The 24,105-nt window shown below is 32.1% G+C and carries 17 protein-coding genes; all 17 read right to left on the reverse strand.

Going from position 1 to position 24,105, the window contains the following annotated elements:
- Positions 1-108: 108 nt before the first annotated feature.
- The 17 genes from lepB to KPL38_RS00700 all read right to left on the reverse strand — a co-directional run bounded on the left by lepB (position 109) and on the right by KPL38_RS00700 (position 24,089).
- On the reverse strand, positions 109-624 hold the full coding sequence (gene lepB, locus KPL38_RS00620) for a signal peptidase I (RefSeq protein WP_216285518.1): 516 nt from the start codon (positions 622-624) through the stop codon (positions 109-111).
- A gap of 363 nt (positions 625-987) precedes the next feature.
- Entirely contained in the window at positions 988-2,397 is a 1,410-nt protein-coding gene (locus tag KPL38_RS00625) for an alanine/glycine:cation symporter family protein (protein ID WP_216285520.1), read from the reverse strand.
- Between the two features lie 218 nt (positions 2,398-2,615).
- Entirely contained in the window at positions 2,616-3,863 is a 1,248-nt protein-coding gene (locus KPL38_RS00630) for a hypothetical protein (RefSeq protein ID WP_216285522.1), read from the reverse strand.
- Positions 3,864-3,980: 117 nt separating this feature from the next.
- Entirely contained in the window at positions 3,981-5,375 is a 1,395-nt protein-coding gene (gene rlmD / locus KPL38_RS00635) for a 23S rRNA (uracil(1939)-C(5))-methyltransferase RlmD (protein WP_216285523.1), read from the reverse strand.
- A 145-nt stretch (positions 5,376-5,520) separates the two neighbouring features.
- Positions 5,521-5,883: a DUF1540 domain-containing protein gene (locus tag KPL38_RS00640; RefSeq protein WP_216285531.1), complete on the reverse strand. Its 363-nt coding sequence runs from the start codon at positions 5,881-5,883 to the stop codon at positions 5,521-5,523.
- A gap of 379 nt (positions 5,884-6,262) precedes the next feature.
- A complete protein-coding gene (gene pyk, locus KPL38_RS00645) occupies positions 6,263-8,023 on the reverse strand; it encodes a pyruvate kinase (RefSeq protein ID WP_216285533.1) in 1,761 nt (586 codons plus the stop codon).
- Positions 8,024-8,100: 77 nt separating this feature from the next.
- Positions 8,101-9,060, reverse strand: a complete 960-nt coding sequence (pfkA, locus tag KPL38_RS00650) for a 6-phosphofructokinase (protein WP_216285542.1) — start codon at positions 9,058-9,060, stop codon at positions 8,101-8,103.
- Between the two features lie 350 nt (positions 9,061-9,410).
- The gene (locus KPL38_RS00655) at positions 9,411-12,974 is read right to left on the reverse strand and encodes a DNA polymerase III subunit alpha (RefSeq protein ID WP_216285674.1); all 3,564 of its coding nucleotides are present in this window, start codon (positions 12,972-12,974) and stop codon (positions 9,411-9,413) included.
- 66 nt (positions 12,975-13,040) lie between these two features.
- A complete protein-coding gene (locus KPL38_RS00660; RefSeq protein ID WP_216285544.1) occupies positions 13,041-13,325 on the reverse strand; it encodes a Dabb family protein in 285 nt (94 codons plus the stop codon).
- Between the two features lie 51 nt (positions 13,326-13,376).
- Entirely contained in the window at positions 13,377-14,681 is a 1,305-nt protein-coding gene (locus KPL38_RS00665; RefSeq protein WP_216285553.1) for a DRTGG domain-containing protein, read from the reverse strand.
- Positions 14,682-14,688: 7 nt separating this feature from the next.
- Positions 14,689-15,639, reverse strand: a complete 951-nt coding sequence (whiA, locus tag KPL38_RS00670; protein WP_216285555.1) for a DNA-binding protein WhiA — start codon at positions 15,637-15,639, stop codon at positions 14,689-14,691.
- Positions 15,640-15,643: 4 nt separating this feature from the next.
- On the reverse strand, positions 15,644-16,981 hold the full coding sequence (gene mgfK, locus KPL38_RS00675) for a gluconeogenesis morphogenetic factor MgfK (RefSeq protein WP_216285557.1): 1,338 nt from the start codon (positions 16,979-16,981) through the stop codon (positions 15,644-15,646).
- Positions 16,978-17,865, reverse strand: a complete 888-nt coding sequence (gene rapZ, locus KPL38_RS00680; protein WP_216285559.1) for an RNase adapter RapZ — start codon at positions 17,863-17,865, stop codon at positions 16,978-16,980. Before rapZ ends, mgfK begins: the two co-directional genes overlap by 4 nt.
- Before the next feature lie 180 nt (positions 17,866-18,045).
- Positions 18,046-18,963, reverse strand: coding sequence for a UDP-N-acetylmuramate dehydrogenase (gene murB / locus KPL38_RS00685; RefSeq protein WP_216285561.1), 918 nt, complete (start codon positions 18,961-18,963; stop codon positions 18,046-18,048).
- Positions 18,964-19,111: 148 nt separating this feature from the next.
- Complete coding sequence (gene uvrC, locus KPL38_RS00690; RefSeq protein ID WP_216285563.1) at positions 19,112-20,977, reverse strand: excinuclease ABC subunit UvrC; 1,866 nt, start codon at positions 20,975-20,977, stop codon at positions 19,112-19,114.
- A 453-nt stretch (positions 20,978-21,430) separates the two neighbouring features.
- Positions 21,431-22,852: a peptidoglycan D,D-transpeptidase FtsI family protein gene (locus KPL38_RS00695; RefSeq protein WP_216285565.1), complete on the reverse strand. Its 1,422-nt coding sequence runs from the start codon at positions 22,850-22,852 to the stop codon at positions 21,431-21,433.
- Positions 22,845-24,089 (reverse strand): FtsW/RodA/SpoVE family cell cycle protein, encoded by a 1,245-nt coding sequence (locus KPL38_RS00700; RefSeq protein WP_216285567.1) that lies wholly within the window; start codon positions 24,087-24,089, stop codon positions 22,845-22,847. The genes KPL38_RS00695 and KPL38_RS00700 overlap by 8 nt, the downstream gene beginning before the upstream one ends.
- Positions 24,090-24,105 lie beyond the last annotated feature (16 nt).

Genomic DNA, 24,105 nt, shown 5'->3' on the forward strand with positions numbered 1-24,105 from the left:
ACTAATTATTAAATAATAATATAAATTATAATATAATTTGTTTATAATGAATTTTCAAAAAATTAAAATAGCAGATATATAAACTTGCATTTATATTCTGCTATTTTATTATTTTAATTTTCCAAATCTGCTAAAAGGACTAATTATAATTCTTGCTTTTCCCATTATATCTTTAAATGGTATATAAGGTTTTGTCCAATATCTTGCATCTAAAGAATTTATCCTATTATCTCCCATGAAAAAATAACTACCTAAAGGCACTTTAAATTTTCCTGTCTTACCACCTGGATATACAATGTAACTCTCATTTATCTTTTTATTATTTATGTAAACTGAACCATCACCCTTAATTTCTACTTCATCATTTGGTAATCCTATAAGTCTTTTTATTAAATCTTCACCTAATTCATTTGAGTGAAATACTATAATATCTCCATGTTTGAGGCTACTTGGGGCATGAACCCTTGTTACTAAAATCTTGTCCCCTAAGTTTATAGTTGGAAGCATAGATCCAGTTGGAACCGTAACATTGAAGAAAACAAGCTTATTTATAATAAATGCTATTACAATTGCTGCGAGTATTGGTAATATCCAATCTTGAAATATCTTTTTTGCTAAATCCATGATTATCCCCTCTCAAATTTGATACCTTATTATTTTATCACAATTTATAGATAATATCACTATTATAAGTTTATTACATGTTAACAATTGATAAATCTTACTAATTTTAATATATCATACTCGCATGGTAATTATAAGCACGCAAAAAATCATGAACAAAACTCCTAACATTTTAACATATCAGAAGTTTTATCCATATATCTATAAAATTCAACGACATTTCGGAAGGAAAGTCTCCCACTTTTATAAGTGGAAGTTAACTACCCTAGCAAAAATAAAATTTTAGTGGGAGTTTAAATCTCCTTCTGAAGTCGTTGATGCATCTCTTTCAGAGATGTCACAACGACCCAGGAGATGATTTATTTACATTGGAATGTTTTTCTGATGTTCATCAATAACTTTCCCGTATTCATCAATTACCTTTATTGGGTCATTATCTATTTCATCAAGGTTATCATCCCATAAATATTTTTTTGTTTCACTAACAATTACAGGACTAAGTAATATTAAAGCAATTAAATTTGGAATAGCCATTAATCCATTAAATAAATCTGCTAAGTCCCAAACTAAATTAAGTGAGAACACTGAACCTACAAAAACAAATATAACCCAAAATATTTTATAAGGAACAATTGCCTTTTTACCAAGTAAGTACTCAATTGCCTTTTCTCCATAGTATGACCAACCAAGTATAGTTGAAAATACAAATGTTAAAAGCCCTATTGTTAAAATTATAGGTCCTACAACTGGTATCGCTGCAAATGCTCCTTTAGTAAGTGCAGCACCCTTTACACCTTCCTGCCACAAACCCGAATTCACAATAACTAAACCTGTCATTGCACACACAACAACTGTGTCCCAAAAAGTCCCTGTTGCAGAAACAAGTGCTTGCTTAACAGGATTTCTTGTTTTAGCTGCTGCTGCAACTATCGGTGCACTACCAAGACCAGATTCATTTGAGAAAAGTCCCCTTGACACACCATATCTCATCGCCATCATAATTCCTGCTCCTGCAAAACCTCCAACAGCCGCCTGAGGTGAAAAGGCATCCTTAAATATTAATACTATTGTGCTACCAATTGTTTTATATCCTATTGCTAGAATAATAATACATCCAATAACATAGAATATAGCCATGAATGGAACTAAAACATCACACACCTTAGCTATTTTCTTAATCCCACCTAAGATAACAACTGCTACTAATAAAGCTATTACAATTCCTGTAATCCAAGTTGGAATTTTAAATGTTTCATATACCATTGATGATACTGAGTTTGCTTGTACCATACATCCAATACCGAAAGCTGCAATACTTGTAAAGAATGCAAATAACATTCCAGCCCATCTTGCATGAAGTCCATGTTCTAAAACATACATAGGCCCACCTACCATGCTACCGTCCTTAGTTTGAACACGATATTTAACAGATAGTAAAGACTCAGAATACTTTGTAGCTATCCCAAAAACACCTGTTAACCAACACCAAAGAACTGCGCCTGGGCCTCCAAGACCAACTGCTGTAGCAACACCAACTATGTTCCCAGTTCCAATAGTTGCTGCAAGTGCAGTTGTTAAAGCACTAAATTGACTTACATCGCCCACACCATAATCATCTTTCGTTACTGAAATCTTTATAGCCTTAAATATATATTTTTGAATGAATTTTAGCCTAAATGTTAAAAATAAATGTGTTCCAAACAATAAAACAATAAGTGGTATGCCCCATACCCATCCATCAATTTGGGTAACTAACTTTGCGAATGATTCCATCAATATCCCCCTCTAATTTGTTTATAGAAGCTATTATATAATAAATTCATTGTTAAATCAATTTAAATATTTTGACAAATGACTTTAAATTTTTTTATATCATTCATTTGCTCATTTATTATCTCATATGCTAACATTATAAAAAAAACTCCTAAGCCTCATGCCTCGGAGTTTTCGTAATTTTCTTATTATATATGTATTAAATTTATGCTATACTTTTATGTACGTTTTGAAAAATGTTTCATTATCTTTGCCCAAATTCTTTGAGTTTCAATAAATTCTCCATAATGCTTTTCAACATTTTTATTATATTTTTCAAGTTCTGATAGAATATTCATAAATTCAGGTTTGCCAAAGTATTTACAAATTTTAGGCAGCGAAACCTTTAGTTCTTCCCTCATCACATTAATCTTATCCTCATATTCATCTGGATGTGTTATATAAAGAAGTAATGGTTTATACCTAATCCACCCTATACAGGTCTTGTAAAAACGAGTTTTAACTTTCTCCGTATCAGCCCTTATAAACTTTAGCTTTATAGGAAGAACTCCTTCTAATAAATGGTTATATGTAGAAAATCCATCATGAAATGTATAACATGGAACACGTAAAACTTTCCTATTGCTTAAACAAGTACTTAAAAATGTGTCCTCTCCTCTTGCCCCTGGTGGATTATAAAACGGAAAAACACGCTCGGGCTTAGTAAGGTTGATACACAAATTAGCACCTGAAATAAATTTTGAATGATTTACTTCCTTTACCTCCACAGCATCATGACTAGTTAGTATCTTTGTATCCGCATACGTTATTCCACCATTTTTCATAACTGCTTTTAACTTATCCCATTTAACAATATCATTACTGATAGCTTCAATAAATGAACGGAAATCTCCTTCAGTCATTGTATCATTAAATTCCATATATGGTATTGGTGATATATAACCACAATGATGTCCATGAGTAATGTCGGCATTTTTAATATTTTTAAGATGTTCTGATAAAACAAACTGACCTCCCCATATAGCAGAGTCACGAGTATTTGTTACTGCCATAGGATATTCGTCATCATCTAGAAATACTAAGTAATCCATATGACTTTTTATAGCATTATATAAAACAGCATTACGCTTAGCTGCATACCCCTTGCCGAAAATCATTTGAGTTTCATCGAAACTAAGAACATTTTCCCTAATTAAATAATCAACTTCCTCTTTATTAGCAACGCTTCCAATAAACTTGCTACTATCAATCTTCTTGACTAAATCTGGATGCACATTAGTGTAATCCGTTATTTTAGTTTTATTATAATGAAGATCATATGCAACAAAAAGATTTAAACTAATCCGCTCATTTTCAACTAGTCCAGATTCCTCCCAATTGTTTATATTGGTTCTAAGCACCTTTTGAAAACTCTTTCTCCCAGTGGCAAATCCTATTCCAATTTTATATTCTTTTACCTTCTGCATTTTCTCTCTCCCTTTTGCGCGAAACTAATGGCAAATTATATCTCTACTATATATTATAACATATAAAACATGTTTTATCACAAATAGCATTAGTGCTTTGACTCCTCTAATATCTTTTTATAATTTACGTGAAATTCTTGTAACACACTCGATATGAGCCGTCTGTGGAAACATATCTACTGGTTGAATCTCGATAGTATTATAACCAAGTTCATCTAAAATTCCTAAATCACGAGCTAAAGTACCCGGATCACAAGAAACATAAACAATTGTTTTAGGCTTCATTTTACTGATAGATTCAAGAAAGGTTTTTTCACAACCCTTTCTTGGTGGATCAACTATAACTACATCTACATTTACACCCTCACAAATAAGATTTGTTATAACTTTCTCAGCGTCTCCAACTATAAATTCAGTATTATCTACCTCGTTTTCTTTAGCATTTTTTTTAGCATTTGAAATAGCATCAGATACTATTTCTATTCCATACACCTTTTTAGCCTTTTGAGATAAAAATAAGGATATTGTTCCTGTACCACAATATGCGTCAAGTACCACTTCTCCACCATTTAAGTTAGCATACTCTAGTGCCTTGCTATACAATACATCTGTTTGAATTGAATTAACTTGAAAAAATGATAATGGAGAAACTTCAAATTTAAATTTTCCTATGTAGTCTGTTATAGTATCTTTACCCCAAAGTGTTATGTTATGTAATCCCAATATTACATTTGTTTTTTCACTATTAACATTTTGTATAATACTTACAATACCTTTAATCTTTTTAGTAATTAAAGTTACAAATTCCTCTTTATGTGGAAGTATTTCACCATTAGTAACCAAAACAACCATAACTTGCCCTGTCTTAAATCCGCGTCGTATCATAATATGTCTTAGAATGCCTCCATGATTTTCTTCAGTATAAGTCTCAATATCAAATTTTTTTATCCACTGCTTTGTAAGTTTTACTACAACATCTGCAACTTTGTCCTGAATATGGCACACCTGCATATTTATTATCTCATGGCTTCTTGCTGCGTAAAACCCAATTTTCACAACCTCATCATTGTTAGACACAGGCAATTGAACTTTATTTCTATAATTATATGGATTTTCCATTCCCAGTGTTGGGTGCACTATAACTTTATCTAATTTTCCTATTCTATTTACAGCCTGCATTACTCTATTAGTTTTAAAATCTAACTGTGATTCGTAGTCTATATGTTGCACATTGCAACCTCCACAATTTTTATATATACTACAAATTGGATTTACTCTACTTATAGATTCTTCAATTACCTCTAGTAATTTACCAAAAGCAAACCTTTTAGATACTTTGACTATTTTTATTTTCACCTTTTCCCCTACAATAGCCCCCGCAACAAAAACGGTAAAATTATCTATCTTACCTACTCCTTCACCTTCATACCCCATATTGTCTATAGTCATTATATAATCCATGTTTTTTTCAACAGGAATAACGTAATTTTCAAATTTTCTCTTACTCTTCATTATTTCTCCTCTCAACTACTACCTATAGCATTTTTCTATATTAAAGGCATCCTTGAAAAAATAAATAGTCTTAAATCCTAGTATATTGACTAGTTATTTTTACGAAGATGCCTGTTAGAACAATTTTACTTATTAATTCAAAATTCTATTTTTCCTTAAAAGTTTCACATTCTGTTTTTACACTACTCACAGCACCAATACCATTCACCATAATATTTTCTGCAGCGCATATTTTTTTTGAATTATGCATGCAATTAATAGCATCACATCTAATACTTGGACTCATCTCTATAGTATCGTTATTAAATACTTGTTTAATTTCACCAACTACATTCATATTAAGTACATTGTTAATTGAATTTTTTAATCCCTTTTGAGAAAATGTTTCACATTGTGTTGCTTCAGTTGTATAAGCCTTCACGCCCGAGATATTGATAGTACTCGCAGAGCAAATCCCTGACATATTATTAACACAATTCGTTGCAGTACAACTTAAAGTTCCTTTCATATTTATCCCTCCGACTATTTATTTTTAATTATAATTTGCGACTTATGCTTTTATTATACTATACATAAGAAAATTTACATAATAAATATCATCTTTTGTCTTAATTTGTAATAGAACGTACAAACCTAGAGATTAAAAACGTATATAAGAAATCTATTTCTTTAATAACATTTTGGAAGCTGTTGCAGCTACCCAGGAGCTGATTTAATCTCAAATAAAAAAAGCATCATATAGATGCTTAAAAGAATCAGTTGCCATGTTATTTGCTTGTACTTTTAATTATAACCATATTTTATTAAATTATACACACATATAACAATTATTTATGATTTTTTATAAAAAAAATGATTGCCATTATTAGGCAATCATTTTTAATATTTTAGTATTTTATATTAGCTCGGCCACTGTATACAAGACCTCTGCCTGCGTCCATTGTTATGAATGAACCTGTTTTAATAATTTCTACTGCGCCTATTGCCTTACGTATTATTGGAACTGATTTTGATGTAGCTTCAATAACAACATTTGATAGATGTGCATAATCTTCTACAATAATTCCTGAAACTCTATCAAATAAATCAATATATTCTGCATCTAATTTCTTAACAACTAAAATGTCACCATCATTCATGATGTCACTTGCTTCTTTTGCATTTTCAACATAAAGAGCAGTTCCACAAGCTGATGCAGATATATTTCCCTTACCTTGTACTAAAATATCCCCAACAATATGAACTTTCATCATATTTGTGCTACCTACATAATTTACTGGGATTCCAGCAGCAATAACTACTAAATCTCCTTTTTCTACATATCCTGATTCTAATGCGATATCTGTAGATTTCTCTATAAGTTCATCTGTAGATTTTGCTTTCTGTGTACATATTGCAATTACACCCCAGTTTAATGCTAAGCTTCTAGCTACAGCTTCATAAGGAGTTACAGCAATAACTGGACATTCTGGTCTATAAGCTGAAACTTTTCTAGCTGTATTTCCACTTTGAGTAGCAGTAATAATAGCTGATGCCTTAAGTTCCATTGCAGTGCTACAAGTAGCTAAACTAATAGCATTTGGTACATTTTGAGAATGAACTGCTTTTTTCTTATTTAAGTTTTCTTCGTAGTTAAGAGCATCCTCAGCAGTTTGTGCTATTTTAGCCATTATTGAAACAGCTTCAATAGGGTATTTACCATTAGCAGTTTCACCACTAAGCATTATAGCATCTGTACCATCAAAAATAGCATTGGCTATGTCTGAAGCTTCAGCTCTAGTAGGTCTTGGATTTCTAATCATAGAATCTAACATCTGAGTAGCTGTTACAACAGCCTTACCAGCAGCGTTGCATTTTTCAATAATCATTTTTTGAACTATTGGAACTTCTTCAGTAGGAATTTCTACTCCTAGATCTCCTCTGGCAACCATAACACCATCTGATAATTTAATAATATCATCGATATTATTAACTCCTTCTCTACTTTCAACCTTAGAGATTATTTGTACTTTTTCTCCACCATTTTCACTAAGTATACGTCTTATATGTAATACATCTGATGCTTTTCTTACAAATGATGCTGCTACAAAATCAACACCTTGTTCACATCCGAATTTTAAATCATCAATATCTCTTGGTGTAAGTGCAGGAAGATTTATTGAAACTCCAGGTACATTAACGCCTTTATGGTTACCTACCATACCAGTATTTGATACAACACATTTTATTTTTTTACCTACAATTTTTACTACCTTAAGTCCAACTAAACCATCATCTATTAAGATAGTATCGCCAGCTTTAACATCTTTGTATAAATCTTCATATGTTACTGAGCATATAGTTTCGTCTCCAATAACTTCTTCACCACAAACTACAGTAAATTCTGAACCTTCACTTAATTCTAATTTACCAGTTACAAAATTTCCTGTTCTTATTTCTGGTCCCTTAGTATCAAGTATTATAGCAACTTGCTTATTAAGTTCTTTTCTAAGTGTTTTTACTGTATCCATTCTTGCTTTATGTTCTGCATGATCACCATGTGAGAAATTATGTCTTGAAGCATCCATACCTGCATTCATTAATGATTTAATTATTTCTTTAGTATCACTAGCTGGTCCTACTGTACATATAATTTTAGTCTTTTTCATAAATTACTCCTCTTGTGTTAATTATTTTGTGTTAATTTATTATAAATCTCTCTTGTTAAAATAACTTAGCTAACAAATTAATAAGAAAGAATTTTTGACATTTCATAAAGTTCTTCATTAAATTTTCTTGGCATTTCTATTGCTTCATTGATGTCTTCATCAACTATTTTGCCTTCTTTCATGCCAATAACTCTTCCTGATCTACCTTCTATAAGCACATTTACAGCTTCTACACCCATTTTAGAGGCAAGCATTCTATCAAATGCACTTGGACTTCCACCTCTTTGAATATGACCAAGTATTGTAGCTCTTGATTCAATTCCTGTTATTTCTTCCACTTGCTTTGCAAGCTCATTTGCTCCGCCTACACCCTCAGCAAGGATTATTAGATTGTGCATTTTTCCTCTTAATTTTCCTTCAAATATATTTTTGCACAAACCATCTATTTCATACCCTTTTTCAGGAATGATTACTTCTTCAGCTCCTCCACCAATACCAGCATATAAAGCTATATCTCCACAATTTCTTCCCATTACTTCAACTACACTAATTCTTTCATGAGAACTTGAAGTATCTCTTATTTTGTTTATAGCATCAAGCACTGTATTTAATGCTGTATCAAACCCTATAGTATATTCAGTGTAAGGTAAGTCATTATCAATAGTTCCTGGTATACCTACAGTTGCAATACCAAGTTCTGATAAAAGTTGTGCTCCTGCGAAAGAACCATCTCCACCAATTACTACAAGTCCGTCAATACCAAATACTCTTAGCACATTAACTGCCTTTTTTCTTCCAGCTTCAGTTTTAAATTCTTCGCATCTAGCAGTTCTAAGAATAGTTCCACCTCTATGAATTATATCTGAAACAGAATGTCTATCCATATCAAATATTTCACCATTTATAAGTCCACTATATCCTCTTTTTACGCCCATAACTCTTATGCCTTTAAATATGGCCATTCTAACTACTGCCCTAATGGCTGCGTTCATTCCAGGTGCATCGCCACCACTTGTTAATACCGCAATTGTATTCATAAAACATTCCTCCTCATAGTTCTCTAGGAGAGCAAACAATTATAAATTGTTCATCTCTTCTGCACCGCCGGGACAAATTTTGTCCCAGGATGGCTAGAATATATTCATGTCTGCTAACAAAAACATTACTACTAATTAAAAATATTCTTATAGTCTAATATTATACAAAATTCTTAAATTATTCAACATAATATGTGAAAAAAATATTTTTTTTTGATAAACAATCTATAATCGGAATACTGTAAACCTTTTTAATGGATAAATACGGTATAAATGCTGTTTTCCAACTATTGTATCTCTATTAACTACATTTATAATAATAACATTTTTTGCTGTAGTTAACAAAGATTTCATTGTTTCTTTATATTATTTTCTCCAAATATATTTCTTAATAACTCCATAGTATCTGTTTCTTCACTTAGAAACAAACCCTTATCTACAGCATACATTTTTCTTGGCTCTTTTGTACATAGGTACACAGGGGTATTTCCTCTGTATATAGCCAAATTCTGTTTTAATTTTTTCAAAGCATCTTTTACCATAATTTCATTGTCCACCAATATATAAATTTTCTCACTATTAATCTTTATTAGTGGTTTAATATCCTCGCACAATATTTTTGGCTGTTCTTCTTCCCTAATACTAACTCGACCTTTTATTATTACTATCTCGTCATCTTCTAAAAGCGACTTATATTTTTCAAATGTTCTCGGAAAAACTATTACTTCTACACTTGCATATAAATCTTCTAGGTTAATAAAAGCCATCATATCGTTGTTCTTAGTAACTTTTTTATTAACAGATGATATTATACCTCCGATAATAACTTTGTCCCCATCTTGGAGCTTAAAGCTTTCACTAAGCATATCATCCCCTTCATCAAGACTCTCATCAACCACGATATCCGATATTCTAGTATTAGTTTGTATTTTAAGTGTCTCTTCATACTCATCTAATGGATGACCTGATAAATATATTCCTGTCATCTCTTTCTCCATAGCTAAAAGATGTTTCTTTTTGAATTCTTTAATATTGGGATACTCTATTTCAAAATTATCATAATCATTGTCAAAATCTAAAAATAAATTTATTTGTCCTGAAATATTTCTCTTTCTATCATTATTTACTCCATCTAGTACCTTTTCATATACTGCTAAAAGTTGTGACCTATGGATTCTGAATTCATCAAATGCTCCTGCCTTAATAAGGCTTTCTACTGCTCGTTTGCTTACACATGCAGTATCTATCTTATTGCAGAAATCCATAAATCCAGTAAAATCACCTTTCTCTTCTCGATTGCGTACAATACTCTCTATTACATTTACCCCTACATTTTTAAGTGCTGAAAGGCCAAACCTTATAGTATCACCTTTTACAGTAAACTCTGCATAACTTTCGTTTATACTAGGAGGCAGAACCCCTATATTAATTTGCACTGCATATCTAGTGTAAAAAGCTATTTTCTCACTATTTCCCTTAACGCTGTTAAGCATTGCAGCTAAAAATTCTGTAGGATAATAACACATTAAATAAGCTGTCTCATATCCTACAACTGCATAAGCCGCTGCATGAGATTTATTAAAAGCATAAGACGCAAAATCCATCATTTGATCAAATATAAGATTTGCTGCTTTTTCGGTAATCCCACGTCTTAAACATCCATCAACTTCTATTTTTCCATCATCAGTAACTATTCCATGTATGAAATTATATCGCTCCTCTTCCATGACTTTATGTTTCTTTTTAGACATGGCACGACGTACAAGATCAGACCTCCCCATGGAATACCCAGCAAGCTTTCTAACAATTTCCATAACTTGCTCTTGATATACCATTACGCCATATGTAACGCCAAGGATTTCCTCAAGCTGTGGAGTAACATATTCCACCTTATCCATACTGTTTTTATTTCTTATGTACCGAGGTATTTCAGCCATGGGACCTGGTCTATATAAACTTATACCGGCAATAATATCCTCTAAATTGTCAGGTTTTAATTCCTTCATAAATCCAGTCATCCCAGCAGATTCAAGTTGAAATATACCTACAGTCTTTCCTTCACCGATCATCTTGTAGACCTTGTGATCTTCAATATCTAGATTGTCTATATCAATAGATACATTCCTATTATCTTTTACAAAATCAACACAATCTCGCATAACTGTAAGTGTGCGAAGCCCAAGAAAATCCATTTTTAAAAGACCGAGCTCCTCAAGAGTTCCCATAGGAAATTGTGTTACTATCATATCATCCTTTTTCTGAAGTGGAACATAACTTACTAAAGGTTGCGACGCAATAACTACTCCTGCTGCATGGGTAGAACTATGTCTTGGAAGTCCTTCAAGGGCCTTTGCAATATTAATAAGAGCTTCAACCCTCAAATCATCTTTATATAATGAATTCAGCTCCGGATTCATTTCAAGAGCTTTATTTATAGTTATATTTAGCACAGATGGTATCATCTTAGCAATTCTATCCACTTCTGCATATGAATAGTTCATAGCCCTTCCTACATCTCTTATACAAGCTCTAGGAGCCATTGTTCCGAATGTTATAATTTGTGATACATTGCTAGAACCATACTTACGCACAACATAGTCAATTACTTCTTGGCGCCTCTCATAGCAGAAATCTGAATCTATATCTGGCATTGAAACTCTTTCTGGGTTTAAGAATCTCTCAAAGATAAGATTATATTTTATAGGGTCAATTTTAGTTATATCTAAAACATATGCAACTATAGAACCCGCAGCTGATCCACGACCAGGCCCTGTAGGAATACCATGATCTACAGCAAATTTTATAAAATCCCATACTATAAGAAAATAATCAACATATCCCATTTGTTTTATTATGTTAAGTTCATATTCAAGTCTATCTACATACAACTTAGCATCTGCATTAGCTTTTGCTATTTCATTTATAGCCTCTATAGAAAATTTTTCGTCTAATACTTCGCTAAACACTTCATACCTTGGCGTTAAACCCCTGTAGCAGTGTTTTTTTAAAAATTCGTATGGGTCCACCCCATCAGAAAGTGGAAATTTAGGTAGTTTTGACACATGAAATTCATAATCAAAGTTGCACATCTGCGCTATCTTAACTGTATTACTAAGCGCCTCTGGAACATAGGCAAATGTTTTTTCCATTTCTTCTGGAGATTTTAAGTAAAATTGATCTGATGGATATCTCATTCTATTTTCATCTTCAACAGTTTTTGCTGTTTGAATGCAAAGAAGAATATCATGAGCCTTAGAATCTTTTTGCTCTATGTAATGAGTATCATTAGTGCAAATCAAGGGAATTCCAGTATCCTTTGAAAGTTTAACTAATAGTTCATTAACCTTAAGTTGATCTTGCATACCGTGATATTGTAATTCCAAGTAGAAACCATCTTTAAATATTTTATTATACTTTAAGGCTATTTCCTTTGCCTTCTCATAATTGTTACGTAGAAGAAGACTCTGTATTTCACCACCAAGACAAGCACTACTGGCAATTATCCCCTCACTATACTTTGACAAAAGCTCAAAATCAACCCTTGGTTTATAATAAAACCCTTTAATTGATGCAGCCGATACTATTTGCATCAAATTTTCATAACCTTTAGTATTTTTAACTAAAAGTATTAAATGATGTGTAGGATTTTCTCTATCTGGCTCTTTTATATTCATGGATTTAGCTGCTACATATATTTCACAACCAATAATTGGTTTAATACCTTGTTCTTTCGCTTGCTTATAGAATTCTACACATCCATACATTACCCCATGATCTGTTATCGCTATGCTTTTCATTCCCAATTCTTTAGTCTTAGCAATAAGCTCTTTAATTTTCCCCGATCCATCAAGAAGACTATATTCTGTATGTACATGAAGGTGGACAAAACTCCCCAAATCTTCTTTTTCTTTTATTTTTAGTTCTTCAGTCACTTTTTCCACTTCCCTCCAGCCATAAGTTAGTACGCATCGGACTATAACCTAAGATTCATAATCTACAGTTTTAGAAGATTCTAGCATGGGCTTCAAATATTTAAGCACTTCATTTACATGGTACTCACTAACTGCATATGTATTCATATCCTCTAATGAATTAAACTTAGTAATAAGTGATAAGTCATAAGAACGTTCAGAATGAATTACATCAACTCCCACCTCAAGCCCTTTTAGTTGTGATATTTTTCCATCCATACTAAGTAAAATATTTTTAGCATCTGCTGCCTGTTTCTTATTCTTTAACTTAAAAAATACTATGTGTGTAAACATTGTCCTGCCTCCCTATATTTAATAATTATATCATCATAATAAATAAGTTCTCTATTTACTTAATGTTTTTGCAGAAATCATTGCTTTTGCCACAGAATCCTTATGCGAATTATACATGTTTATTTCAACCTTAGAAAAACTTCTCCCTTTATCCACTATTTGTGCATATATATCTATATCAGTACCCATTTGCACAGGTTTCATAAAATATGCCATAATACTATCCACAGAAACGTTAATATTATTGTTCTGCCTTAATGCCATTATTCCCATAGTTGATAAGAGCATATTGAGTGAACTCCAAGAAGCAGTTCCAAAAGGATCTAACATCTGAGGAATAATTTGACCATTAAAATGCAAGCTAGTTCCCTCATGTTCACATGTGAAATTCATTAATATAAGGTCTTCTATAGTTTCAGCAACTTGTGGCTGCCTTAATGAAAATTCCATTGCCTTTATTACGTGTTCTATAGTAAGTACCCCTACTAACTTCTTCTTCTCAACAACAGGACAAATTTTTATTCCATCCCAACCCATAATATGAGCAGCATAAGCTATTGTTGTTTTAGGTGTTACACATACTGGATTCTTATTCATAATTTTATTAATTGTTTCATCTTCATCATTACATCCTTGTAAATCTCGCAATGTAACTATGCCAATAATTTTCATATTCTCATCTAGTACAGGATATCTCTCATGGTTAGTTTCTATAATCAGTTTTCGCCATGTAGCGACAGTATCACTACCCATAAGACACGTAGTATTAGTATCCATCACATCTTCAACTAAAATGATTTCTTTCTTAACCATTGTTTCATAAAGCGCCTTGTTTATCATACTAGCCACTGTAAAACTATCATAGGTTGACGACAATAAGGGAATACCCTTTTCATTGGCGAGTGCCTTTACTTTATCACTACAATTAAAACCTCCAGTAATTAATACTGCAGCCTCATTTTGAAGAGCAAGTAGTTGTGCTTCTTCCCTATTACCCACAATAAGTAAGTACCCCGGCCTTATATATCTATTTATTGATTCAAGAGCCATTGCACCTATAATAAATTTATTTAAGATTCTATTAATACCTTCTTTTCCACCTAAAACGGTTGCTTCAAGAATTCTTATAACTTCAGCATAAGTAAGGCTTTCAATATTTTTTTTATATACCTTTTCAACTCTAACTGTTCCAACCCTGGGTACTGTATTAACAATTCCCATGTTCTCTGCCTCTTTTATTGCTCTATATGATGTACCTTCACTAAGCCCTAGTTCAGAGCTGATACCCCTTACTGATATTTTAGTTCCGATTTTTAGGGAAAGAATATGCTTAACTATCTCCTCATGTTTTGACATTATAAATCTACCTTCCTTCTTTCCTTAATTCTTCAGCAATCTTTTCTATTCTTCGTAATCTATGATTAATCCCCGACTTTCCTACCGGTGGTTCTAGTATTGCCCCAAGTTCTTTTAAAGATTCATCTGGATATTCCAGTCTTAATTCAGCAACTTCTCTCAAATTCTTAGGCAATCTTTTAAAACCTATTTCGGCTTGTATTAATTTAATACTTTCTACTTGCCTTACTGACGCATTTACAGTTTTACTAAGATTTGCTGTTTCACAGTTTACAATTCTGTTTACATTATTCCTCATTTCCTTCATTATCCTTACATTTTCTAAGAATAATAATGAGTTATGTGCACCAATTATATTAAGAAGATCAACAATCTGCTCACCCTCTTTAATATAAATAACAAAACTGCTTTTTCTTTGTATTATTTTTGAAAATAGTCCATAACTATTAATAAGTGTGCTTAGTTCCTGTGCATAATCATTATCATGCGTTACGAATTCAACATGGTAATTTTTTTCTGGATTACTAATGCTTCCACCGCCTAAAAAGGCACCTCTTATATATTTACGCTTGCATTCCTCAGCATCAATTAATCTTTCTGGTATTGTGTAATCTATAGAGAAAAAATTCTCGTCTTCAAGAACAGCCACTTGCTTTAATAGGTCTTTGACGCCCATTTCTTCGGTTATTATAACTACATAAACATTCTTTTTTTTAAGAGAATTGCTTCTCTTAACTAGCAATTTAGCATGAATTTCAAAATGTTCCTTTAATAATTTAAAAATAAGTCTTGCTATTGCTGGGTTTTCAGTGGTTATTTGAAAATTAATTTGTTTATTAGACCCAAGTCCAATAGTTCCACTAACCTTCATTATAGCCGCCATTTCAGCCATGGCTTCCTCCTTACTCATGTCTGTAAATCTACAAATTTCATTTTTAACCTTAGACGAAAATGACATTATTCTACTCCTTACTTTGTTTATTTTCTTTAAGCTTTTGTGATAGATAAAAGTATTCAACTATTTTTTTCTTATCTTTAAATAACCTTTTCTCCATAATTGTTTCAACTAAAATTGCTGCAAGCTTATCTGCATCATGTCTTATATATCCTTTTCCAACTTTAACAAAATCTTTCTTTATTACTCCTATACCAAGTTTTTTAACTTCCTCTTCATTTATGTTAACCATATTTGAATTTTCATCAAGATATTTTTTCTCAAGTTCGCTACTTATTTTCCCCGTGTTTACAACCACGTAATCAATTACCTTACATTTAGTGTGTTTATTAATAGCCTTTATATGATCTATAACTCCGAAATTATCACTTTCTCCTGGTTGAGTCATAATATTTGCGACATAGACCCTTATTGCTTTTGTTTTAGACAATGAATTTCTTATTTCCTTTACTAATAAGTTTGGAATAATGCTAGTATAAAGGCTCCCTGGCCCAAGTATTACTGCATCTGCTTCATTTATTGCAACCAGCGCTTCCTTTAATGCTCTAGCATCTTTAGGTTCTATAAAAACCTCATCAATTGGGCTATTATTGTCTATAACACCTTGTGGTATATTAGACTCACCATCAATTATCATTCCATTCTTAAGTTTTGCCTTCAAAACCATATTATCTAAAGTAACTGGAATAACTCTTCCGGTTACTGCAAGTACTGAGCTCATTTTCTGAACAGCTTCTTCAAAGTTATTTGAAATTCCATCCATCGCAGCTAAAAATAGATTACCAAAACTCTGGTCCTTCAATCGTCCGTCTGTAAATCTATACTGCAATAACTCATCCATAAGCGGCTCCGTTTCTGCTAGTGCCAACATACAATTTCTAATATCTCCTGGTGGAAGTATGCCTAAATCTTCTCTTAGAACTCCTGATCCCCCACCATCGTCTGCTACTGTTACTATTGCAGTTATATTGTTTGTATATTTCTTTAGCCCTCGGAGCATAGTTGATAAGCCAGTACCTCCACCAATTACTACTATTTTAGGCCCTTTTACAAGCACTCTCTTTTCATAAATTAAATTTTTTAAATTTTTGGAGTCAATAGCTACGTCCAAATTTCCCGTGTTCACAAGTATAATAAAGAATTTAATAATCTGGATTATAGATATATATATTATTAGAGCTCCAATGGCTATTATAAAAATTGAAACACCAATGTTCCTAAAAGTAAGATTAGATTCATTTATAATTCTAACAATTCCAAAAGCTAAAATGGAACAGCCTAAGATACCTAGAAGAATCCACCTTTTTATATTAACGCCAGGTGCAAGTAGCTTACTAAGCATCATAGCTTAATGTCACCACCTCTATTTGCATCTTCATTTATATCTCTGTGATCTATATTAACGTCATAACCATCTTTATCAAGTATTTCATAAATTTTGTTAGCTATAGCTACTGACCTGTGCCTTCCCCCAGTACATCCTATTGAAACTATGAGTTGTCTTTTTCCCTCTGCCTTGTAATTTGGAATTAGGAATTCTAGCATATCTTTAAGTTTTTCAATAAACAATTTTGTCCCGTCAAACTCTAATACATAATCGCGAACAGGTTTATCATTACCCGAGTACTGCTTAAGCTCTGGAATGTAATATGGATTAGGCAAAAATCTAACATCAAAAACTAAATCTGAGTCCACAGGCATTCCATATTTAAACCCAAAAGAAAGCACAGTTATAATAAGTTTAGTTTCTATTTGACCTTCCTCACCATAAATATTATTTATCTCCTGGGTTAATTCCCTTGCAGAAAGTCTTGATGTATTAATTATATGATCAGCACGTTCACGTACAGCTTTAAGTCTTCGTCTCTCAGTTGCAATACCATTTAAAACTCTTCCCTCAGGTGATAGTGGATGTTTTCTTCTTGACTCTTTGTATCTCTTAACAAGTACCTTATCTGATGCCTCTAAAAATAGTATTTCATACTTGTATCCTTGATCTTTTAGATAAGCTAAACTGTCAAATATATCATCAAAAAACTTTCCGCCCCTAATATCTATAACTAAAGCAATTCTATCTATATTTCCATTAGATTGATAACATGCTTCCGCAAATTTCGGAATTAATAAAGGTGGTAAATTATCCACACAAAAAAATCCTAAATCCTCAAGATTTCTTACAGTTTGTGTTTTCCCAGCTCCTGATAACCCGGTCAATATAACAAATCTCATTAAAAACCCCCCTCTATAAAAAATAAATAATTTCAATATAATTAGATTAATTTTAAATGTATAATTAATGAATTGTATTAATACAATATCACTATTTATTATAACACATGTATTGATAATTACAGATATACAAGCATAAAAAAATACACAGAAATTTAACTTACTGTGTATCCTAAAATGCTATTTATCTTCGCCCCAAATTTTTACTTCAGTGCTAAGTCTTACACCAAATTTTTCTTCCACTGTATCTTCTACAAGCTTAATTAAATCTAATATGTCCTTTGCAGTAGCATTCTTTTTATTTATGATAAATCCAGAATGTTTAACAGATACCTGAGCATCTCCAACGCATGTACCTTTTAAATCAGACTCTTGTATAAGTACACTAGCATAATGCCCCTCTGGCCTTTTGAATGTGCTCCCAGCCGATGGATATTCTAATGGTTGTTTGTCACTTCTTTTTTTAGCAAGATCATCCATTCTCGCCTTTATAACTTTTTTATCTCCATCTTCAAGACAAAGAGTAACACTTATTACAGTATATCCATATTTTAGTACAGCACTACTTCTGTAAGATAGTTCCATTTCATCTTTATTTAAGTTTAGAAGTTCTCCATTATTATCCACGACTAGTGTGCTTTCAAGAACCATAGACATTTCGCCATTATATGCTCCTGCATTCATAGCTGCCGCGCCACCGATACTACCTGGAATTCCACTAGCAAATTCAATTCCTTTAAGTCCAGCATCTAATGCCGCCATTGTTACATTGTATAGCGATGCCCCACTTTCAGCAGTTATCTTATTTCCTTCTACTTTAATATTATTAATCTTACATAATTTTATGACAACACCACGAATTCCGCCATCACGTACAAGCAAATTAGACCCATTTCCTATTAGATAATAAATAACATTATTTTCTTTACAGATTTTTATCAAAGCTTGAACTTCGTTAACATCTTTTGGTGTTAATAAAATATCTGCTGGTCCACCAACTTTAAAAGAAGTATGATTTCCCATAAGTTCATCTATCTTTATGTTTTCTTTAGTTGTTACTTTATTTATTTGCTTTATTAGTTTCGCATATTGCTTCATATTCTACTCCTTGAAAATATTAATATATTTATATTCTTCTATCATAAATCATATAATTATGTATAGAAGTTATAGTTCCTATAGTTTACCCTTTTTTTAAATTTATTTCAACCGTATAAAATTATTATTCTCCCTATTAGTTTTGTAATTATTTGCTGTTTTTAAAAAATTCTATAACAGATTCCACAGCTTTACTATCCATAGAAGGGGTATCCATTAGTTCCACTTTACTCGCAATTTTTATATTATCAACGCTACCAAACTTCTTTAATAACTCGCGTCTTCGCTTACCCCCAATATTGGGTATATTATCTAATATAGAGTATAAAGTTCTTTTATCTCTCAAACTTCTGTGATAAGTAATGGCAAATCTATGCACCTCATCTTGTATTCTAGTAATTAAGTGCATACTTTGTGAATTACTTTTCATATTAAGCTCTATATTGTTGTATATTAATCCTCTAGTTCTGTGTTTATCATCTTTAACCATTCCGCAAACAGGTATGTCTATATTAAGGTTATTCAAAACCTCTATTGCAACGTTAACTTGTCCTTTTCCACCATCCATTAAAATCAAATCAGGAAATATACAAAACTTTCCTTTGCTTAACTCTAGATGTCTTTCTTTAATCTTTTCTACTTCTTCTAATCCATGAAGAAATCTTCGTTCTAATATTTCACGCATACTATCATAATCATTAGCTCCTATTACAGATTTTATTTTAAACCTTCTATAATCACTGCTTTTCGGTTTACCATTTTCAAAAACTACCATGCTTCCTACAGAATCTACACCCATTATATTGGAAATATCATAAGATTCGATTCTCTCAGGTACTTCATCTAGTTCTAGTAATTCTACAAGCTCTGCCAATGCTATTTTATGGACTTCTTTATCTTGCATATCTTTTAATTTAAAATTCTCAAGAGTTATCTTAGCATTGTTTTCTACCATCTCTAATGTTTTTTTCTTTTCTCCCTTTTGTGGGACTCTAATAGTAACCTTTGATTCTTTTTTAGAGCTAAGCCATAGCTCAAGAATTTCTGGTTCATTTATAAAAGGCACATATATTGTTTTGGGAATAAATGCCGCAGCCCCATAAAATCTTTTTATAAATTCTTCTATAAGTTCATCCCCTGCCTGGTCCGCTTCATCATTTAATATAAAATGTTCACGTCCTACTATTTTACCATCACGAAGGAAAAATACCTGAATACAAACATCTTTTTCATCCACATGCATATTGATAAAATCTTCATTTTCACAATTTCCTATTATAATTTTTTGCTTTTGGTTTATTTTATCTATCGCCATTATTTTATCACGAAACGTAGCAGCCTTTTCGAATTCTAAAGATTCTGATGCACTTTCCATTTTTAACTTTAAAACATCTTTTATTTCTTTATCTTTTCCATTAAGTAATTCCATTGTACCTTTAATTATTTTTCCATAATCTTCTCTGTTAATATACCCAGCGCAAGGCGCTTTGCAAAGTCCTATATGATAATTAAGACAAGGACGTGTAGGTTTCATTCCTTCTTTAATACTTTTTCTACAAGTTCTAAGTGGGTATATTTGTTTTATAAGTTCAATAGTACTATAAACAGCTGCTGAGTCTGTGTACGGTCCAAAATATTTTCCTCCATCATTTGCTATGTTTCTAGTTACAAAAACACGTGGGAATTCCTCATTTATTGTTATTTTTATAAAGGGATAGCGTTTATCGTCCTTGAGCAAAATATTGTATCTAGGGCTATATCTTTTAATAAGATTACACTCGAGTATTAACGCCTCCATTTCCGAATCCGTTACTATATACTCAAACTCAGATATATTTTTAACCATAGCCTTTACTTTTACAGAATGGTTTTTAGATTTTTTAAAATATTGCCTCACTCTATTTTTTAATATTTTAGCCTTTCCAACATAGATTATTTCTCCAAGATTATTTCTCATTAGGTATACTCCTGGGGCATCTGGAAGACTTTTTAGTTGATATTCAAAATCAAACACAATACACACCCCCTTTAATATATAATTTTTATAAACATATACAGTCATAATTGTACCAAGTCGTCAAATTTCCCGGGAAATTTGTTATAAATTGCTCCTATATTATTTTACTTATGACATATGTTATGCTACCTTTAACAACATTTTGGAAGCTTCAAGTCTGCCATCTTCTATAAGTGATAGTTGTCTAGCCTAGGAAAATTACTTTGGTGGCAGTCTAAATTTGCTTCCAAAGTTGTTGCAGCGACCCAGGAGATGATTTGACATCATTTCTCTCATTTGCCAACATCCTTAATTATAATACTAATTGCTACATTTGTGACAAAATATAAAGTCAAATATTGTTATAATATTTGACTTTATATTTCCACCACTATGTACATGTTTTCTCATGTTGTATCTTCTAGGTCGATGTTCCCACTACCCAGGAGATGATTTAATAATTAACAAGCATTATTGCAAATATGTTCTAATAAGTTCCTTAGTTATGTTAGCCGCAAGAACTCCGCCTTGCCCACCATCCTCTATGATTACAGCTATAGCAATTTTAGGATTATCATAAGGTGCAAACCCAGTAAACCAAGCATGTGGTGCCTCTTGTTTACTAGGGTCATCATGATCTGCAGTTCCTGTCTTACCACTAACCAGTATGTTAGGCAAAGCAGCACTTTTACCTGTTCCTCCAGACACTACTGCCCTCATTAAAGTCTTCATAGTAGCTGCATTTTCACTTGTCATTACTTGAGCCAATTGTTTAGATTTCAATTTTTCTATTGAGTTTCCCTTGCTACTTAAAATTTCTTTAACAAGCATTGGTTCCATCATAACACCATTATTAGCAACAGTACTCACAACTAATGCCATTTCCATAGGAGTAACTAAAACTCCAGCTTGACCTATAGCACTTTGAGCAATATTACCTTTCTCGTTACTTTTATAGTTTGGGAATACACTGTTTTCTACAGTTAACCCTATAGTTGGAATATCTTTATTAAAATAAAATTTTTCCGCCGTATTTTTTAATTCCTTATTTCCGAGATCAAGACCTAAAGAACCAAAGTACACATTACTAGAATGCATATAAGCAGATTTAAAATCAATATTTCCGAAAGACTCACCTTGAAAATCTCCTAGTAGTCTTGTTCCATTAACAACTAAACTTCCATTATCATTTTTGCTAGTATTTATAACATTTGTAATGTTTTCTAACGCACTTGCTGCAGTGACAGTTTTAAATGTAGACCCTGGTGGATATAGCCCAGATACCGCTCTATTTAGAAGTGGCATGTCTTTATTTGAATTTATACTCTTCCACTCTTTGTCTAAATTATTAGGGTCATAAGAAGGTTTTGACACCATAGCTAAAATTTCACCTGTTTTAGGATTCATAGCCACAATTGCTCCCCTGTGATCGCCTAAAAGATTATAAGCCTTTTCTTGTAATTTAGAATCAAGTGTAGTTCTTAAGCCATTACCAACTTTTTCTTCATTATCCTTACTAAAAAAAGCAAATTTTGAAAGCGCCGAGTCACTATTACCCATAAGTTCACCGTCATACTTTTTTTCAAGTCCTGTAAGCCCATATATAGGATCCATATACCCTATAGCATGAGCAAAAACAGCGCCTTGTAAATAAGTCTGTTTTTGAGACGTTTCGCTTAATCTCGTACTTTTTGTAAGTGCTGTCATATCTTTATCATAAATTGTTCCTCTTAATACCTTGTTTCGCTCAGCCCATAATCTTTGATTAAAAGAACTAGCTACAGCTGTTTCACTCTTAAACATGTATAAATAAGATATGTAAGAAATCAGAACAATAAAAAGTATTAAGAACACCAACATGACTTTTTTTATATTAATCACAAAATCATTCATAACTTCTACCGTCCTCTGAAATTTTTTGAATTATACCTAATGAAAAGAAAGTTATTATCATTGAACTTCCACCAGCACTTACAAGTGGCAGCGTTATCCCTGTTAATGGTATGGCTCCAACAACCCCTCCTACTATAACTAATACTTGAGCTGCTATCATCGTACTATAACCCACCGCAAGTAATCTTGTGAAATTATCCTTACTATAAATAGGCACTCGCATACATCTATAAAACAGTAAAAAGAATAAAATAAGAATAGCAAGCCCAGTAAGAAGTCCCATTTCCTCACAAATTGCTGAGAAAATAAAATCTGATTTAACTACAGGAACCATGTTAGGATACCCAAGGCCAAGGCCTGTTCCAAAAAGTCCACCTGAAGCTATCGATATTAAAGATTGTACTATTTGAAGTCCTTCATTATGACCATATTTCCATGGATCACCCCAGATCATAACCCTCAAGCGTACATGGCCAAAAAGTTTGTAACTTATAAAACCACCTATCATAAACAGCGCTAAGCATAATAGTATATACTTAAAATTTGAGGTTGCAATATATAACATAGTTACTGCAATAGCAAAAAATAGCAATGCTGAGCCCAAATCCTTTTGAATAACCATGAACCCAAGTGATATCATAACTACAATACCAGGTTCAAGTAATGCCTTGAATTTCATTTTTTCTGACTTTCCTAAAGAATCTTTTCCATAACTCTGTAATGCTGCTGCTAGATATGCCACCAGAGATAGTTTAGCAAATTCAGTTGGCTGAAAACTAAAACCACCGATAGATATCCAATTTTTAGCTCCGTAAACTTCTTTTCCAAAAAAGGTTCCCATAGACATAAGTAAAAGAGTACATACTAAATAAACATATTTGTACTTTCCAAACTTAGATAAACTCGGGAATAACACTACCACTAAAATGAATACAGCAATGCCTATAGTATAATAAATAAGTTGTTTAAGCGCAGTAGGAGAGTCTAGTCTATATAAAATTCCCATTCCTATAACTGCAAGCACATTTGAGAACAGTAAAATATATTTATCACCATCTGGGAAAAATCTTCTTATAATAAAATGAGAATACATAAAAATCAAACATATTATCGCACCCATTATTATTGCACCTTTATCAAATGAACCTTTCCCAATAAAAAACATATTTCCAAACAAAACTATACATAAAAGATAAGTATACCTTAGAAGCTTCTTCTCTTCTTTTATACTTTCCATAATATCACCTCTTTTA

The sequence above is a fragment of the Clostridium psychrophilum genome (genome assembly GCF_018861705.1).
Lineage (GTDB): Bacteria > Bacillota > Clostridia > Clostridiales > Clostridiaceae > Clostridium_AD > Clostridium_AD psychrophilum.